We start from the raw sequence: 16,026 nt of genomic DNA, 5'->3' as shown, positions 1-16,026 counted from the left end.
CGCGGCGCGCCGCGGATCGAAGCGCCGATCGCGCGGCGGCCGCGCCCTCCGGGCGGGCTCAGCCGCCCTTCCACTCGGTCCGCTGCACCACGGGCAGCTGCAGCGCGCGCTCGCGGTCGAGATCGAGCGAGCCGAGGTGGATCGCGATGGGCGACTGCACCCACTTGAAGATCGATCTCGAGAACAGCGTCGCGAACTTCTCGGCCCAGGCCCGCAGCGCGGCGGGGTCCTTGTCGGGGAACAGGCTCGGGAGCGCCGCAGCGACCTCGTCGGCGGCGAGCTTCTCGGCGCCGTAGAGGTGGAGGCACGCGTCGAGGACCTCGAACGGCATGAGCTCGGCCTCGCCCGACTGGTTCTCGGCGAGCTCCGGCCCGGCGGTGGTGGCGAGCGTCTGCTGGATGCCCTGGAAGCGGAAGCGCTGCGAGAGGCGCTCGAGCAGCGCGATGACCACCGTCTTCGGCAGGTTGGCGATGACGCTGAACGCCCCCTCGAGGTCGCCGCCCACCGTGGTGTAGCCGAGCGCCTTCTCGCTCATGTTCCCCGTCTGCAGGAACAGCGCGCCGCTCGTGTTCGCCCAGTTCCACATGCGCCCGCCGCGGATGCGCGCCTGCACGTTCTGCTTCGTGAGCTCGGTGAGCTGCCCGCCCTCGCCGACCATCGCCTGGGCGGCCTCGAGCTCCCGGGGGAACGCGTCCTCGATCGGGACGACCGCGAACGACACCCCGAGATCGTCGGCGATCTGCGCGGCGGCGCGGTGCGTGGCGTCGCTGGAGTAGCGGGAGGGCATGAAGAACGCGTGCAGCGACGCCCTCATCCGCTCGCGCAGCGCCGCGCCCTCGAGGCCCGGGTGGATGAGCTGCACCGCGCGCCAGGCGACGAGCAGCGTGAGGAGCGAGTCGCGGCCGCCCGAGAGCGCGAGGCCGATGCTCTTGAAGGCGCCGATCTTGCGGTAGTAATCGGCGACGCCGAGCGCGAGCGCGTCGTAGAAATCGTCGAGCAGCTCGTCGCGCGCGGAGATCGCGGGCAGCGCCGCCGAGGGCAGGAACGGCGTCGTGCCGGCCGGCGGGGCGGGGTAAGCGAGCCGCGCGCGGTCCGCGGTCTCCCCGTCGATCCGGAGGACCTGCACCATGCGGGCGGAGGCGCGGCGGAACTCCTCGAGATCGCTGCGCCAGGTGCTCGCCTCGCGGCGGCAGCGGGTGGTCCGGTCGAGGTCGACGACGGCCGCGGAGAACCCCTCGCGGAACCGCGGCGCCTCCAGCATCGGCCGGCCGTTCTGGTTGATGAACCCGCCGCCGTCGAAGACGAGCCCGTCGTTGCCGCCGACCAGGTTCGCGTAGGCGATCGTGCACTGGTTGTCCGAGGCGCGGGTCGCGATCATCTCGCGCCGGGTGCCCGTCACCCCGGCGCGGAACGGCGACGCCGAGATGTTGCAGACGATCTCGGCGCCGGCGTAGCAGCGGCGCCGCATCGGGCCGTCGGGCGACCAGATGTCCTCGCACACCTCGACGGCGATCGTCCCGAAATCGAAGGCGTAGACGCGATCGCCGCAGAGCACGCCGTCGGCGTCGAGCTCCATGAGCGGCATGCCGCGCGAGAACGTCCGCGCCTCGTAGAAGATGTTGTAGGTCGGCAGCTTCTCCTTGGGGGAGAAGGCGAGCACCCGGCCGGCGTGGACGACGGCGCCGGCGTTGAAGAGGTCGCCTCCCACGCCGACGGTCACGCCGATGACGAACACGGTGCGGAGCTGCGCGGTCTCCTCGGCGAACCGGCGGAGCTCGCGCTGCTGGCTCGCGACGAACGCCGGCCACTGCACGAGGTCCTCGGCCGCGTAGCCGCCGATCACCTGCTCCGGGAAGACCGCCAGGGTGACGTCGTCGCGCGCCATCGCGCGGGCGAGCGAGAGGCACCGGTCGGTGTTCGAGCGGACGGCGCCGACGGTCGCGTTGACGTTGGCGATTCCGATCTTGACGAGTCGCATCGGGCGGCAGCCTACCGCGGCAGCACGGCGCTGAGCAGGCCGAAGAGCTTGTCGAGCTCACCGGGCGTCACGCGCCGGTTCGACTTCACGCGATCCCCCTCGGCGAAGAAGACGATCGGGTCGACGACGCGGACCGTCACGATGGCGATGCGGAACGAGGTCGCGCGCTCGATCTCCTCGTTGAGGAAGGCCGCGTCGCGGGCGGCGAGCTCGGGGCTCTCGCTCGCGCCGTCGAGCGCGACCTTGGCGCCGCCGTCCTTGGTCAGCGTCACGGTGGCCTCGAGCGATCTCAGGGTGGGCGGCACCCGGGGCGCCTCCCGCGGTCCCTTCAGCGTCCGCGCCGGGTCGATCGCCGCGGCGATCGCGGCCTCGTCGCCTGTCGGATCGGGGAAGCCGCCCGTGCCCAGGAAGCGCCGCGCCTCGCGCGCCCGCGCGATCGGCAAGACCACGAGGAAGTCGGGCTCCACGGTCGCCACGACGCGCGTGTGCCCCTTGATGGTCACGCGCACCGCCGGCACGCCGAGCCCGCTCTCCCGGGTTCCTGGCGGCTGGCTGCGCGAGAGGAGCGCGTCGAGGCCGGACGCCAGCCTGTCCGGCGGCACGCTGTGCTGGACGACGACCACCGCCTCGTGGGCCGCGTCCGCGCGCGGCGCGGTGACGAAGGCGCGCTCGACGTCCCGCTCCGGATCGAGCCCCGTGCCGGTGAGCACGGGGCCCCACAGATCGAGCGCCGCGAGCCGCGCCATGATCGGGTGTCCCCGGGTCCTGTCGCCGTAGACGAGCACCGAGACCTTCCCCCCGGCGATCGACTGCGCGATCGCGGCCGCGTTGCGCGGCTTCGGCGGCGGCGGCGTCTCCGCGCCGACCGGCGCTCCCGGCGGCGCGGAGCCGCACGAGGCGGCGAGGAGGGCGAGGCCGATGGCGACGAGCCGCAGCAGCGGGCGGCGCGGCGGCGAGACGCGCATCGCGGCGGGGAGCCCTTGGCGAACGGACGGCATCACCCGGGCGACGTTACCGGCACCTACCCGATCCTGCCAGCGGGGCAAACCTCCACGGCGCCCGGGCGCGCCGGTGCCCGCCGACCGGCCGCGCGCTCGTCGCTCGCCGCTCGCCGACGCGCGACGCGACGACGCGCTGCGCGGCGACGATGCGAGAAGGTGCGCGGGCTCGCGGTCCTGCGCGCGCACCTCGCTGCGGCGAGGCCATCCCTCTTCCGCGGCTCGGGACCTGGAGTAGGATGCCGCTCCCGCGGTCCACGCAGAGCTCGTGCGCGCCGCAAGGCTCCGTGTCCCGCGACGCTGCGGACGCGGAGCCCGACCCATGTAGAAGAGGAGTGTCATCCCATGGCGGTCCGCCCATCCGACCTGCACGCGATCCCGCTGTTCGAGAGAATCACGGAGGATCACCTCGATGACCTGATGAAGGCGTTCCAGCGCCAGGAAGTCCCGTCCGGCCACGTGCTCTTCGAGGCCCGGAGCGCCCCGGCGCACCTGTTCCTCCTGGTCCGGGGCGAGGTCGCGCTGCTCGAGGCGGGCGAGACGCGCTTCCGCCTGAGCCCCATCTCGCCCATCGGCGAGCTCGGCGCGCTGACCGGCTTCCGGCGGACGACGACGGCGGTGACGACGCAGCCTTCGGAGATCTGGCGCATCGGCGTCGCCGAGCTCCAGGCCTTCTTCGAGGACCACGGGGACGTCGCGTACCCCTTCTACAACAACCTGCTCAACGTCGTGGCCGGCAAGATCCGGCGCGACGCGCGCCGCCTCGAGGAGACCCGCGCGAACCTGATCCGCACGCAGAAGGCGATGAAGCGGCTCCTCGATCTCGTGCTCGACAGCGAGGAGACGCCGCTGAGCAAGGTCATCTGCGCGACGCTCGAGGAGCTCATCGAGAAGAACCGGCGCTCCCACTACATGGTCGAGCCGGCTCACACGCTGAAGAGCTCGGTCCGCCTGGACAGCGGCGCCCTCGTCCCCGTCGTCGAGCTCTCGGACGGCTGGCTGCGCCTCGCCGGTCTGCGCGACGTCGCGAAGGGCGCGCACTGGAGCGGCGTGCTCGTCCTGCCCGCGCGCGAGATCCCGGTGAGCGGGACCATCGACGCGGTCGACGATCACGGCGCGCTGGTGCAGCTCGATCTCCTGATCGACGAGTACGCCTCTGCGCTCCAGGACTACCTGACGCGCCTCCAGATGCTGGATTTCGTGGTGTGACCTCGCGCCGCGCCGCGATCGCGGGCCGCGCCTCGATGCGTGGCGGCCGCGGCGCGGCGGCGCTGCTCCTGGCCTCGCCGCGCCTCCTGCCCGCGCGATCGCTCGCAGGCTCTCAGGCTCGCAGGCTCTCAGGCTCCCAGACGGTTGCCAGGATCGTGCCCGGTGATCTACGGTTCCAGGAGCTCGCTGACATCGCAGCGCTGAGCCGAAGTGGCGGAATGGCAAACGCGGCGGATTCAAAATCCGCTGTCCGCAAGGGCTTGTGGGTTCGAGTCCCACCTTCGGTACCGAGAGCGCCCCTCACGATCGTTCGTCGCCAGGCAGCCGAGGGCGGGTGGTTCGCCCTGGCGGGCGGCCGCCTTGGTCACAAGGCGGCGCCGCAGGGGCTGGCCGTCCGTGACGCCGGGCGAGTCTGGACGGCGCGCTCTGCCGGCGCACGGCGCTGTCAGGCTGCTACGCTCGGCGCGCATGGCGCGTCGGAGCGGAGGTGGGATCGAACGGCTGGGTGCGCTGATCCAGCGCGGATCCTCGCTCTCGGCGCCGGCGGAGGTCGACACCTCGCCGATGCCGTTCCGCGAGTGGGAAGCGGCCGTGGGGTCCCGGATCGCCGCGCGCGCGCGGCCGCTCAAGCTGGAGCGCGGCGTGCTCCATGTCCGCGCGGCGAGCTCGATGTGGGCGCAGGAGCTCTCGCTGCTCGGCGACGCCATCACCGCGCAGCTCCGGTCGCGCGGCCTCCCGGTGCAGTCCCTCCGGTTCCGCGTCGGCAAGGTGGAGCCGGTCGCGCGGCCGCCGTGGCGCGAGGAGGTCCGCCCGACCCCGAAGGAGGCGCCGCTCCCGGTCGAGGTGCGGCGAGAGCTCGGGAAGGTCGCCGACACCGAGCTGCGCGAGGCGATCGCGAAGGCCGCCGCGAGGAACCTCGGCTGGCAGGAAGCCGAGGCGGGCGCGCGTCCCCGCTACGCACCGCCGCCGCTCCAGCCCTCCGCGGCGCCCGCCCCACGTGTGTCGCCGCCGCCTGCCCCACACGGGGCCGCTCGAGCGGCGCAGCAGCCGGCTCCGCGCGTGTCGCGCGTGTCGCCAGAGGCCGCCGCTCCCGCGACGCCCGGCGGCGATGGGGAGGCTACTTCGCCGCGACGAGGCGCTCGAGACCCTCGATCCGCTGCATCAAGAACCGCTCGGTCGGACCGAACGACGGAGCCATCCGGCGCAGGTCGTCGAGGTAGATCCTGAGCGGCTGGATATCGAGCGTCTTGACGCGCCGGACGACGGTGTAGAGCTCGTCGACGACGGGGCCGGGCAGCGGGCGGCGCGCGATCGTGAAGAGCTCGAACGCGTAGTTGACCCACGTCCCCTTGGTCGTGGCGCCGGCGAGGCGAGCCGCGTAGCGCGCGGCGAGCTCCGCGGCCGGCATCTCCAGCGGCACGTTCGTCCGCGCGCGGCTCAGGATGTCGATCAGCACCGTCTGCAGGATGCGCTCGGCCTCCTCGCTGCGGCCCATCGCCAGCGCCTTGTCGGCGAGGCTCGCGAGCAGGCGCAGCGACTGGAAGCCCTTGGATCCGCCGTCTCCCGTCGGGCTCGTGAGCTCCGTCGGATCGTCCGACATCTTGCGCATCTCGGTCAGCGCCATCGCGCCGAGCGTCGCCGTCGCGCGACGGAACTCGACCCCGTAGGCGTCGTGGGGGCGCGACTCCTCCCCGCCGTAGAGCAGCATCTCCTGGCTGCCGATGATGATGCGGTCGCCGTCGGTCAGCTCGCGCTGGCCGGAGATGCGCGTGCCGTTCACGTACACGCCGTTCCTGCTCTCGAGATCGTGCAAGGCCACGCCGTCGTTGCGCACCTGCAGCGTCGCGTGGCGCCGCGACACCAGCGGGTCATCGAGCGAGAGCTGGCAGTCGCCGCTCCGGCCAATCACGAAGGGCCCTTCGGGGAGCTCGAAATCGTGCGCCAAGTACCGGAGGCGGAAAGGCATGGTCTATTTCAGTGCGCCGAGGCGCTCGAGCCCTTCAATGCGCTGGAGGATGAACCGCTCCGCCGGCGTACGCTCACCTGCGCGCTCGCGGAGCCGCTTCGCGTAGCCACGGAGAATGGACATGTCGACGGCCTTCACCTTGCGCAGAACACTATACAGCTCATCGACGAGGTAGGCGGGGAGGAGGAGCTCGAGCCGGGTATTGAGCTCGAAAATATAGTTGATCCACGAGCCCCGACCCGTCGCCGCGGCGAGGCGGGCCGCATACATGCTTGCCTTCTCGACCAGCTCGGGCTGCACGGCGCCGACGCCCCCGTCCCGCGCCTTCGTGAGGATGTCGCTGAGCGAGCGCTGGAGGATGCGCTCGGCCTCGTCGACGCGCCCCAGGGCGAGCGCCTTGTCGGCGACGCTGCCGATGAGGCTGAGCGCGTGCACGCGCTTGTCCGGGTGCTGGGGGACGAGCCCGGGGAGCGACCTCCGGGAGGCGATGGCCGTCGCGCCGTCGTCCTCGCCTGCGGGCATCTCGCTCATGTCGACCGTGCGCGCGTTCTGCTGCCTCGTCCAGAGCGGCGCGCTCCGCGGCGAGTGCGCCGAGCTCGGCTCGATGGCCCCGAGCAGGAACATCTCCTGCCCCCCGATCGCGATCTTGTCGCCGTCCGCCAGGATCTGGCGCCCCGCGATCCGAGCCCCGTTGATGAGCACGCCGTTGCGGCTGCCGAGATCCTCGATCGCGACGCCGCCCTCACCGACGGTCAGCAGCGCGTGCCTGCGCGACACCAGCGGGTCGTCCAGCGACAGCTGGCAGTCCGCGCTCCGTCCGATGAAGAACTCGCCGAGCGGCACCTCGAGATCGTGGGCGAGGTAGCGCAGTCGGATGCCCATGATCGAGCCATACCAACAGCCCAACAGGCCGTCAAAAGACAGCTTTCGGGCCGCGTAGCATTGGTTTGCAAGCCCACAAGAAGGGCCGTGCAATGCGGACGGGACGTCTGTTACCGTCTTACAGTATCACACCAGTTGTCGTCGTGGCGTGTCGTGTCGTCGCGCGCCGTTGCGACCGGCTCGGGGAGGCTCAGGGGAGGCGCGAGAGGAGCCGGAGCAGCCTGAGGAGGAGCCTTGGGTGCGCGACGAGGCCGTAGATCTTGAGCTCCCCGCGGGCCACGAGGCGCGCGAGGTCGCGCAGGGGGCCGCTCTGTCGGCGGTGCAGCACCCCCAGCTTCGGGAGGCGCAGCCAGCGGTGGAACGCGACGTCGGGGAGCCGGCGGAGCGCCGACTCGTCGCCGCAGAACGTGACGGACGGGATGCCGATGGCGCCGTCGTGGATGGTGAGCCGCCCGTGGTCGAAGCGCATCGTCATGGACGTGTCGGCGTCCTGCGCGACGACGAGCACCGACCCGCGCAGCGCGCGGAAATCGGAGGCGCGCTTCGGATCGCGCGCGAGGTGCTCGCGGATGAGGTGACCGAGGTAGGCCGCGAGCGGGTTCTCCTCAGCGCCTGGGGCGAGATCGACGATGGGTTCCATGGTGCCGCCTCACCCGGCCGCGCGCGCCCCGTCGACCCCGATGTCGCGGCGGAGCACCTTGCCGTCGAAGTCGACGGCGCCCGCGGCGCGGAAGGCGCGCTCCCGCGCCTCGGCGAGCGAGTCGCCCGCGGCGGTGACGGCGAGCACGCGGCCCCCCGCGGTCACGACCGCGCCGTCCCGCTCGGCCGTGCCCGCGTGGTTCACGAAGGCGCCCTCCACGGCGGCCGCGGCGTCGAGGCCGCGGATGACGTCGCCTGTCACCGGCGCCGTGGGGTAGCCGCGCGCCGCCAGCACGACGGTGAGCGCGTGGCGGCCCGGGGCGACGCGCGCCGCCCCGGGGGCGAGCGCGCCCGCCGCGGCAGACGCGCAGAGCTCGGCGACGTCGCCCTCGATCAGCTCCATCAGCGCCTCGCACTCGGGATCGCCGAAGCGGACGTTGTGCTCGAGCAGGATGGGGTCCCCCGCGGGCGTGATCATCAGGCCCGCGAACAGCACCCCGCGGAAGGGCCTCCCCTCCGCCCGCATGCCGTCGATGGTCGGCCGGAGGATCTCGCGCTCGACGCGCGCGGTCAGGGCCGGGGTGACGCGGGCGCTCGGCGCGAACGCGCCCATGCCCCCCGTGTTCGGCCCGGTGTCGCCCTCGCCGACGCGCTTGTGATCGCGCGCGGCCGGCAGGACGAAGATCGCCTCGCCGTCGCTGATGGCGTGCACGCTGGCCTCCTCGCCCTGGATCGCGTCCTCGAGGATCACGGTCGCGCCGGCGTCGCCGAAGCGGCGATCCACGAGCATCTCCTTCGCGGCCGCGAGCGCCTCGTCGACGGTCGTCGCGACGACGACGCCCTTGCCGGCGCAGAGCCCGTCGGCCTTCACGACGATGGGCGCGCCGCGCTCGCGGATGACGCGGGCCGCCTCGTCGAAGGAGCGCACGATCCGGAAGGGCGCGGTCGGGATCCGGTGGCGGGCGGCGAACTCCTTGAGGAACGCCTTCGACCCCTCGAGGCGCGCCGCCTCGCGGCTCGGCCCGAAGACGGCGACGCCCTCGGCGGCGAGCGCGTCGGCGACGCCGGCGCAGAGCGGCGCCTCGGGGCCGACGACGACCAGGTCGGCGCGCTCGCGGACGGCGAGCCGGGTCGCCTCGGCGGGCGACAGGGACGGGAGATCGACGCGGCGGATCGGGGCGCGGCCGGCGCCCGCTCGCGCGTGGGTCCCGGCGTTCCCGGGCGCCACGATCACCTCGGCGACCGAGGGCGATCGGGCGAACGCACGCGCGAGGGCGTGCTCGCGCCCCCCGGAGCCGAGCACGAGGATGCGGCGATCTGACCTTCGGGGGGCGGCGGAGCTCACCCCCGCGCGCTACCACGCGCCGGGCCTCGCTGTCGAGGCGCCTCGCGCGGTCCCGCGCCCGCGGGGGGCTCCGCGGCGCCCGGCGTCGTGATAGAAGCGCCCGCTGGGCGCGCGGCGCGGCTCAGCCGGGGCCGCGGGCGCGCGCCGCCGGGCCCTTCGCGAGGGGGACCGGAGGGCGGATCCCTGAACATTCTGGAGGGATCGGCGAGCGCGGGTCGCTTGACGTCGAGGGGACGTCGAGGGGGCGGCGGGCGCGGATCCCCCGTCGTGGAGGTGAGCGATGACGCATCGGGCTTCGTGGGATGAATATTTCATGCGCATCGCCGAGGTCGTCGCGTCGCGGGCGACCTGCGATCGGAAGCACGTCGGCGCGGTGATCGTGCGCGACAAGAGCATCCTCGCGACCGGGTACAACGGCTCGATCCGGGGGCTGCCTCACTGCGATGAGGAGGGGCACCTGATCGAGGACGGCCACTGCGTGCGCACGATCCACGCGGAGGCCAACGCCATCATCCAGGCCGCGCGGAACGGGGTGCGCATCGACGGCGCGACGGTCTACGTCACGGCCTCGCCTTGCTGGGGGTGCTTCAAGATGATCGCGAACGCGGGGCTCTCGCGCGTCGTCTTCGGCGAGTTCTACCGCGACGAGCGCATCTTCCGGTTCGCCACCGAGCTCGGGATCGAGCTCGCCCCGCTGGCGCGGCGCGAGACGCCCGCCTGAGGTGTTGCGCGGGAGGGCGCTCGGTCGAGCGAGCCCTCGCGCAATCGACGCCAGGTTGCGCGGCGATCTACGCAACGCTCAGGCCTTGCGCGGCCGCGGCAGCCCGTACACGCGGATGCGCTCGACCAGCGTGCGCCGTGAGATCCCGAGCAGCGCCGCGGCGCGCGTCTGGTTCCCCATGCACTGCTCGAGCGCCTGGACGATGCGCTCGCGCTCGTGGGCCTCCATGGCGTCGCGCAGCCGGGTGGGGCCCGGGTCGACGCCGTCCGGCGCGCTCTTCGCGCCGTCGGGCACGCTCCTCGCAATCGTAGAGGCTGACGCCGGCGCCGGCGCCGCCGCACGCGCGTTCGAGGGCGCCTGCGGCGGGCGCGCCGGAAGGGGCATGGCATGCGATGGACGGGTGGGATCGGCCAGAGAGGAGAGGAGCAGGTGCTCCGGCCCGATGGGCGCCCCGTTGGCGAGGATCACCGCGCGCTCGATCACGTTGCGCAGCTCCCGGATATTGCCTGGCCAGCTGTGGCGCTGGAGCTCGGCCAGGGCCGCGGGCGAGATCGGAACGGACGCGGCGCTCGCGTCGCCGGGGAAGAGCTCCTTCGCCGTGCGCTCCGCGAAGAGCTGCGCCAGCGCCGCGACCTCCCCGGGCCGCTCGCGCAGCGGCGGGATCGAGAGGGTCACGCCGTTCAGCCGGAAATACAGGTCCTGCCGGAACGCGCCGCGGCTCACCTCGGCCTCGAGGTCGCGGTGCGTGGCCGAGACGAAGCGGACGTCGATCTTGATGGGGGTCAGCCCGCCGACCCGCATCACCTTCCGCTCCTCGATGACCCGGAGCAGCTTGGCCTGGATCGAGGGCGGCAGCTCGCCGATCTCGTCGAGGAACACGGTGCCCCCCTCGGCCGTCTCGAGCAGCCCCGGCTTCGCCCGGACGGCGCCGGTGAAGGCGCCGCGCTCGTGGCCGAACAGCTCGCTCTCGAGCAGCGACTCGGACAGCGCGACGCAGCTCAGGCGCAGGAGCGGGCGGCTCGCGCGCGGCGAGGCCCTGTGGATCGACTCGGCCAGCACCTCCTTGCCGGCGCCCGTCTCGCCGAGCAGGAGGATGTTGATCGGGCCGTTCGCGACGCGCTCGGCCAGCTCGTAGACGGCGCGCATCGCGTCGTCCTTGACGATGACGTCCTTGCCCGCGTCCCGCGCGCCGCCCTTCTGGCGGAGGACGACGCGCGCCGCGCCGAGGTAGATGACGTCGCCGGGCGAGAGCTCGACGGCAGCGCCCCGCGCGGGCGTGCCCTTGCCCACATCGATCAGGCGCTCGGTCGCCGCGCTGCAGTGCCGGGCGCGCACGCGGGTCCCGTTGCTGCTGCCGAGGTCCTCGACGCGGAGCGGCGGGCCGAGGTGCAGCACCGCGTGCCGGCGCGACACCGAGGCGTCGGGGACGCAGATGCCGGCGTCCTCGTCCCTGCCCAGGACGACGCTGCCCGAGCCCGGGAGCTGCCGGGTGCTCATCGAGCTCTGGGTGATGATCAGGAGCTCGAGCGAGCCACCATCGCGGGAAAGAATCTCCGGCTCAGCCACATCGCACCCCTGAGTCGCGCCGGACGACGAGCGACGCCCCGCCGCTGCGCGCGTGCGATCCGTTCCGGGGACCGTTGCGGCAGCGTTCGCGGGACGGTCGCCGGGACCGAGGGCACGCCCAGCAGCCGGCTGCGTAGCACGGACGCGCGCGCAGGGCGACCGCCGTCGCGCTCGCCTCGCGCCCGCGGGGCACGCAGGGCTCCCCAGCCGCGGTGGTCGAGGTGGTCCAGCGCGGGCGGGGCAGCGATCGTCATCGCTGCGAGGCGGCGCGCTCCCGGCGCCGCGGCGCGGGCAGTAGAATTTCCGCGGATGATCGCGCGGGACCCGTTCGGCTGGGTGGGCAGCACCATCGGCGGCAAGCTGCTGGTGGACGCCGTGGCCGGCGAGGGGACGTTCGGCGTGGTCTACCGGGCGACCCACCTGGGATTCCAGGAGCAGGTGGCGGTCAAGTGCCTGAAGATCCCCGCAGATCTCCTGCCGGAAGAGCGGCGGCCGCTGCTCGACACGTTCGAGCGCGAGGCCCGGCTGCTGCACCGGCTCTCGCGCCGGACGACAGGGATCGTCCAGGCGCTCGACGTCTCTGCCGCGACCTCGCCGGAGGGCTGCTGGACGCCGTACATCGTCATGGAGTGGCTCGAGGGAGAGACGCTCGCGCAGCACATCGAGGCGCGGCGCGCCTCCGGGCGCGCGCCGTACTCCGTCGACGAGGCGATCGAGCTCCTGGCGCCCGCGGTGGGGGCGCTCGCGATGGCGCACGACGAGCGGGTCTCTCACCGCGACGTCAAGCCGGCGAACCTGTTCCTCGTCGAGATTCCCGGCGCGACGACGATCAAGGTCGTCGATTTCGGCATCGCCAAGGTGATCGACGCGTCGATGCCGATGTCGAAGGCGCTCGCGGAGACGAGGCGAGCCGTGGCCGCGGCGCGGGGCGTGAGCCCCAGCGACACGACGCAGGTGCTCGCGACGTCGCCGACGTTGCACGTGTTCACGCCGCTCTACGGCGCTCCGGAGCAGTTCGAGCCGAAGCTCGGCGCGACGGGCCCCTGGACGGACGTGTTCGCGCTCGGGCTCGTGCTGCTGCAGCTGGCCTCGGGGAAGCAGCCGATCGACGGGCGAGACTGGGCCGAGCTCTACCTCGCCGCCGTGGACCCGCGCAGGCGGCCGTCGTTCGCGGGGCTCGGCGTCGAGGCGAGCCCCGCGCTCGAGGCGGTCGTCGCGCGGGCCGTCGCGGTCGAGCCCGCAGCGCGCTTCCGGGACGCGCGCGAGCTCGGAGAAGCGCTCGCGTCCGCGCGCGCCGGCTCCGCGCTCCGGCCGCCGGCCGCCCCGCTCTCCGCGATCTCGCCGAGGGCCGACCAGGCGTCTCCGCGGGGGCCGAGCGGGGCGCTCCCGGCCGCCCCGGCGCCCGCGGGCGCCACGAAGGTCGCGGCGCCCGCGGGCGGCGCGAAGGCCGCGGCGCTCGCGGGGGAGTACCGTGTCTGCACCGTGCTCTCCGCGGAGATCGTCGCCGGCGACGACGGGCAGGAGCCGCTCGATCCCGAGCAGGAGCTGGAGCTCCGCGAGGCGTGCCGCGAGCTCGTCCGCGAGCGCGTCGAGGCGCTCGGGGGCGTCGTGCAGGGCAGGAGGGAGGGCGTCGTCACCGCGCTGTTCGGCGCGCCGCGCGCGAGCGACAACGACGCCGAGCGCGCCGTCCGCGCCGGGCTGGAGCTCGCGTCGCTCGATGCCGCGTCGCTCCCTGTCCAGCTGCCGCCGCGCTCCCGGCCGAGGTTGCGCGTGGGCATCAGCACGGGGAGGCTGTTCGTGAGCGGCGCGACCGGGCGGGGCGCTCCGGTCGACGCCTCCGGCGAGGCCTTGAAGGCGGCCGCGCAGCTCCAGCAGGTCGCCGTGCCCGGCGCGGTGTTGATCGCGCAGCCCACGTTCCGGCAGGTGGCCGGGCTCTTCCAGGTCGAGCCGCAAGGCGACGGCGCGCCGGGCTTCCGTGTGCTGAAGCTCGCGAGCGGATCGGGCGCGGGATCCGATTTCCTCGGCCTCGACACCCGCTTCGTCGGGCGGGCGGGGGAGGTGCAGCGGCTCTCGGAGGCGCTGGAGACGGTCATCGCGGAGCGGCGCGCGATGTTCGTCTCGGTGATCGGCGCGGGCGGCATCGGCCGCAGCCGCCTCCTCGCCGAGGTCCGGACGAGGGCGCTGTCGCAGGCGGAACCGTGCGCGGAACCGTGCATCGTGCTCGGCGCGGCGTGCTCGTCGCTGTCGATGGATGCGAGCTACCACCTCGCCGCGTCGCTCCTTCGCGCTCATTTCCGCGTCCAGGACGGCGACGCGCGCGACGTCGTGCGGAGCATGCTCGCGAGCGGCGTCCTCGGCGCAGACGCCGGAGGCGAGGCCGGCGGCGCGCCGCACCCGCTCGCCCTGGAGGACGCGCTGGCGGAGGTCGCGGCCGTGCTCTGCCCGTGCCCGGCGGCGCAAGCCGCGCCCGCGACGGCGATCGTCCCCGACGAGGGCGGCGCCGAGGTGGGGAAGCGGGTGGCCGCGGCCGTCGCGATGCTGCTGCGAGCGATGGCCGCGCGCGGAGCCGTCGTCGTGCTGCTCGACGACATCCACTGGGCGGACGACGCCAGCCTCGACCTCTTCGACGATCTCGCCGTGCGCCTGTCGGACGCGCCCCTGCTCATCATCGGCGCGGCGCGGCCCGAGCTCTACGAGCGGCGGCCGCACTGGGGCGAAGGGAAGGCGAGCCACGCGCGCCTCGATCTCGGCCCGCTGCCGCGGCGGCACGTCGAGGACATGGCGCGCGAGCGCCTCCGCCTCGTCGCGCGCTGCTCCGCCGAGGCCATCCGCGCCCTGGCGGAGCGCGCCGAGGGCAACCCGCTCACGCTGACCGAGACGCTGTACCTGCTCATCGACGCCGGCGCGCTCGAGCGGCGCCTCGGCGAGCCCTGGATCCTGCACGAGGAGCAGCTCGCCCGGCTCTCGTTGCCGGCGACGATCCAGGGCATCGTCCAGGCGCGGCTCGATCGGCTCGACGGCGAGGCGCGCGCGGTCCTGGCGCAGGCGGCCGTGGTCGGCAGGACGTTCTGGAAGGGCGCGATCGACCACCTCCGCGGCGCCGCGCCGCTCGACGGCGGCGGATCGAGCACCGCGGACGTGCTGCGGCGGCTCCGGGATCAGCAGATCATCCAGGCGCGTGACGCGTCGACCTTCCCCGAGGACTGCGAGTACGTCTTCGCCGAGGCGGCGACCCAGGAGATCGCCTACGAGACGCTCAGCCTCAAGGTGCGCCGGGCCATGCACCGCGCGGTCGCCGCCTGGGTCGACGGCGTCTCGGCGGGGCGCTCGCCTGCGCGCGCGCCGCGGGGGCTCGGGGAGGCGCTCGCGGCGCTCCACCATGATCGCGGCGGCGACGCGCGGAGCGCGGCGCTCGCCTACACGCGCGCGGCGGCGAGCGCGTCGTCGCTCGGGCAGAACGCCGAGGCGCTACGGCACTTCGAGCGGGCCCGGGAGATCCACGCGAGCGCGGCGGGCGGCGCCCCGGCGGGGGGCTCCGCGGCGCGCGCCCCGTCGGCCGCCGCGCCGGGGGGCGACGAGCGCCGGCTGTTCGCCTGGCACGAGCGCGCGGCGCTGTTGCTCGACGTCGGCGACGCCCTCCGCAGGGCGGGCCGACTCGACGAGGCGGAGCGCGCGTACCTCGAGGCGCGGACGCGGATCCTCCGCGTCGAGCGGCGCGCCTCCGCGCCGCCCGCGCAAGGCCCGGAGGCCGCGCTGCTCTGGGATGCGCGCGTGGATTTCCGCCTCGCCCTCGTGCTCAAGGTGCGCGGCGCGACGGCCGACGCGCGCGCGCTGGTCGAGCGCGCGATCGCGCTCGCGGAGCGCGGCGGCGCCTCCCCGGAGACGCTCCCCATGCACGGGCTGCTCGCGGCGCTCCACCGGCGCGCCGGCGATCTCGACGCGTGCCGCGCGGTCGCGCTCCGGAGCCTGCGCATCTGCCGGACGCTGCATCGAGGCGACGACCGCCGCCGCGTGGCGGCGTCGCAGCTGCTCCTCGCGCTCGGGACGGTGTTCTACTCGCGCGGTCGGCTGGTGCAGGCGGAGCGCTGCTACCGCCAGGCCGCGCGGGCCGTCGACGAGCGCGCGTACCCGGAGGCGCTGGGCTTCGCGCTGAACGGCGTCGCGGCCGTGCTGTTCGCGAAGGGCGATCTCGGCGGCGCACGGGAGGTGTTCGCCCGAGCGCTCGCGCTGAAGGAGCGGCTCGGCGATCTCCAGGCGATCGCGTCGGGTCACAACAACCTCGCGGAGGTCGAGCTCCGCCTCGCGCGCCCGCACGCCGCGCTGGAGCACGCGCGGCGCGCCGTGAGGCTGGGCGAGCAGGCCGGCGCCGGCGCCGATCTCCCGGACGCGTACCGCAACCTCGCCGCCGCGCTGCTCGCGGCCGGCCACGTCGGCGACGCGCTCGAGTCCGGCCGCGCGGCGCTGCGCCTCGCCGAGGTGGGCGGCGGGCGCGTGTACCTCGCGGACGTCGCGCTCGGCCTCGCGCGGATCTGCCGCGCGGCCCTCCGCGACGCCTCGACCCGCCCTCGCGCCGAGGCGGCCGTGGCGCAGCTCTCCGCCTCGCTGGCGGCGCATTTCCGGGACGGCGAGCTCGCGGCGCGGGCGGGCGAGTGCCGCGCGCTGCTCTCGGATCCCTGAGGCGCTGACCCTTTCTCGTCAGGTAGCGCGACGTGCCGCGCGGGA

Annotated in this window: 11 protein-coding genes and 1 tRNA gene; 5 read left to right on the top strand and 7 right to left on the bottom strand. The window is 74.2% G+C overall.

Annotated features, from left to right (window positions below):
- Positions 1–58: 58 nt before the first annotated feature.
- Together nadE and ACSRUE_RS03290 are read right to left on the bottom strand one after the other, a co-directional pair.
- Positions 59–1,978, bottom strand: a complete 1,920-nt coding sequence (gene nadE / locus ACSRUE_RS03295; RefSeq protein WP_441289739.1) for an NAD(+) synthase — start codon at positions 1,976–1,978, stop codon at positions 59–61.
- Between the two features lie 11 nt (positions 1,979–1,989).
- Entirely contained in the window at positions 1,990–2,976 is a 987-nt protein-coding gene (locus tag ACSRUE_RS03290) for a hypothetical protein (protein ID WP_441289738.1), read from the bottom strand.
- 345 nt (positions 2,977–3,321) lie between these two features.
- Between ACSRUE_RS03290 and ACSRUE_RS03285 the strand changes: the two genes are divergently transcribed.
- The 3 genes from ACSRUE_RS03285 (at position 3,322) to ACSRUE_RS03275 (ending at position 5,412) form a co-directional block, all read left to right on the top strand.
- On the top strand, positions 3,322–4,185 hold the full coding sequence (locus tag ACSRUE_RS03285) for a Crp/Fnr family transcriptional regulator (RefSeq protein ID WP_441289737.1): 864 nt from the start codon (positions 3,322–3,324) through the stop codon (positions 4,183–4,185).
- 204 nt (positions 4,186–4,389) lie between these two features.
- A tRNA-Leu gene (locus tag ACSRUE_RS03280) sits at positions 4,390–4,472 on the top strand.
- A 181-nt stretch (positions 4,473–4,653) separates the two neighbouring features.
- Complete coding sequence (locus tag ACSRUE_RS03275) at positions 4,654–5,412, top strand: DciA family protein (protein ID WP_441289736.1); 759 nt, start codon at positions 4,654–4,656, stop codon at positions 5,410–5,412.
- Here ACSRUE_RS03275 and ACSRUE_RS03270 read toward each other — a convergent pair.
- The 4 genes from ACSRUE_RS03270 to purD all read right to left on the bottom strand — a co-directional run bounded on the left by ACSRUE_RS03270 (position 5,303) and on the right by purD (position 8,975).
- On the bottom strand, positions 5,303–6,151 hold the full coding sequence (locus tag ACSRUE_RS03270) for an FHA domain-containing protein (RefSeq protein WP_012241622.1): 849 nt from the start codon (positions 6,149–6,151) through the stop codon (positions 5,303–5,305). The two genes, ACSRUE_RS03275 and ACSRUE_RS03270, sit on opposite strands and share 110 nt — an antisense overlap.
- Positions 6,152–6,154: 3 nt before the next feature.
- Positions 6,155–7,033, bottom strand: coding sequence for an FHA domain-containing protein (locus ACSRUE_RS03265; protein WP_437762614.1), 879 nt, complete (start codon positions 7,031–7,033; stop codon positions 6,155–6,157).
- 190 nt (positions 7,034–7,223) lie between these two features.
- The gene (locus tag ACSRUE_RS03260; RefSeq protein ID WP_441289735.1) at positions 7,224–7,673 is read right to left on the bottom strand and encodes a hypothetical protein; all 450 of its coding nucleotides are present in this window, start codon (positions 7,671–7,673) and stop codon (positions 7,224–7,226) included.
- 9 nt (positions 7,674–7,682) lie between these two features.
- Positions 7,683–8,975, bottom strand: a complete 1,293-nt coding sequence (gene purD / locus ACSRUE_RS03255; protein ID WP_441289734.1) for a phosphoribosylamine--glycine ligase — start codon at positions 8,973–8,975, stop codon at positions 7,683–7,685.
- Positions 8,976–9,297: 322 nt separating this feature from the next.
- On the opposite strand from purD, the gene ACSRUE_RS03250 reads away from it, so the two are divergent.
- On the top strand, positions 9,298–9,738 hold the full coding sequence (locus tag ACSRUE_RS03250) for a deoxycytidylate deaminase (protein ID WP_437762611.1): 441 nt from the start codon (positions 9,298–9,300) through the stop codon (positions 9,736–9,738).
- Between the two features lie 78 nt (positions 9,739–9,816).
- Here ACSRUE_RS03250 and ACSRUE_RS03245 read toward each other — a convergent pair whose 3' ends face one another.
- A complete protein-coding gene (locus ACSRUE_RS03245) occupies positions 9,817–11,304 on the bottom strand; it encodes a sigma 54-interacting transcriptional regulator (protein ID WP_441289733.1) in 1,488 nt (495 codons plus the stop codon).
- A gap of 309 nt (positions 11,305–11,613) precedes the next feature.
- Here ACSRUE_RS03245 and ACSRUE_RS03240 point away from each other — a divergent pair, with 309 nt between their 5' ends.
- Positions 11,614–15,981, top strand: a complete 4,368-nt coding sequence (locus tag ACSRUE_RS03240; RefSeq protein WP_441289732.1) for a serine/threonine-protein kinase — start codon at positions 11,614–11,616, stop codon at positions 15,979–15,981.
- Positions 15,982–16,026: the final 45 nt, after the last annotated feature.

It is taken from the genome of Sorangium sp. KYC3313 (assembly GCF_052075895.1).
Lineage (GTDB): Bacteria > Myxococcota_A > Polyangia > Polyangiales > Polyangiaceae > Sorangium > Sorangium cellulosum_B.
The sequence above is the reverse complement of the archived record's forward strand: the minus strand, read 5'-3'. Positions and strand labels throughout refer to the sequence as shown.

Excerpts from the sequence above, each read along its gene's own strand:
- nadE (WP_441289739.1), bottom strand. The coding sequence starts at position 1,978 with ATGCGACTCGTCAAGATCGGAATCGCCAACGTCAACGCGACCGTCGGC.
- ACSRUE_RS03290 (WP_441289738.1), bottom strand. The coding sequence starts at position 2,976 with ATGCCGTCCGTTCGCCAAGGGCTCCCCGCCGCGATGCGCGTCTCGCCG.
- ACSRUE_RS03285 (WP_441289737.1), top strand. The coding sequence starts at position 3,322 with ATGGCGGTCCGCCCATCCGACCTGCACGCGATCCCGCTGTTCGAGAGA.
- ACSRUE_RS03275 (WP_441289736.1), top strand. The coding sequence starts at position 4,654 with ATGGCGCGTCGGAGCGGAGGTGGGATCGAACGGCTGGGTGCGCTGATC.
- ACSRUE_RS03270 (WP_012241622.1), bottom strand. The coding sequence starts at position 6,151 with ATGCCTTTCCGCCTCCGGTACTTGGCGCACGATTTCGAGCTCCCCGAA.
- ACSRUE_RS03265 (WP_437762614.1), bottom strand. The coding sequence starts at position 7,033 with ATGGGCATCCGACTGCGCTACCTCGCCCACGATCTCGAGGTGCCGCTC.
- ACSRUE_RS03260 (WP_441289735.1), bottom strand. The coding sequence starts at position 7,673 with ATGGAACCCATCGTCGATCTCGCCCCAGGCGCTGAGGAGAACCCGCTC.
- ACSRUE_RS03250 (WP_437762611.1), top strand. The coding sequence starts at position 9,298 with ATGACGCATCGGGCTTCGTGGGATGAATATTTCATGCGCATCGCCGAG.
- ACSRUE_RS03240 (WP_441289732.1), top strand. The coding sequence starts at position 11,614 with ATGATCGCGCGGGACCCGTTCGGCTGGGTGGGCAGCACCATCGGCGGC.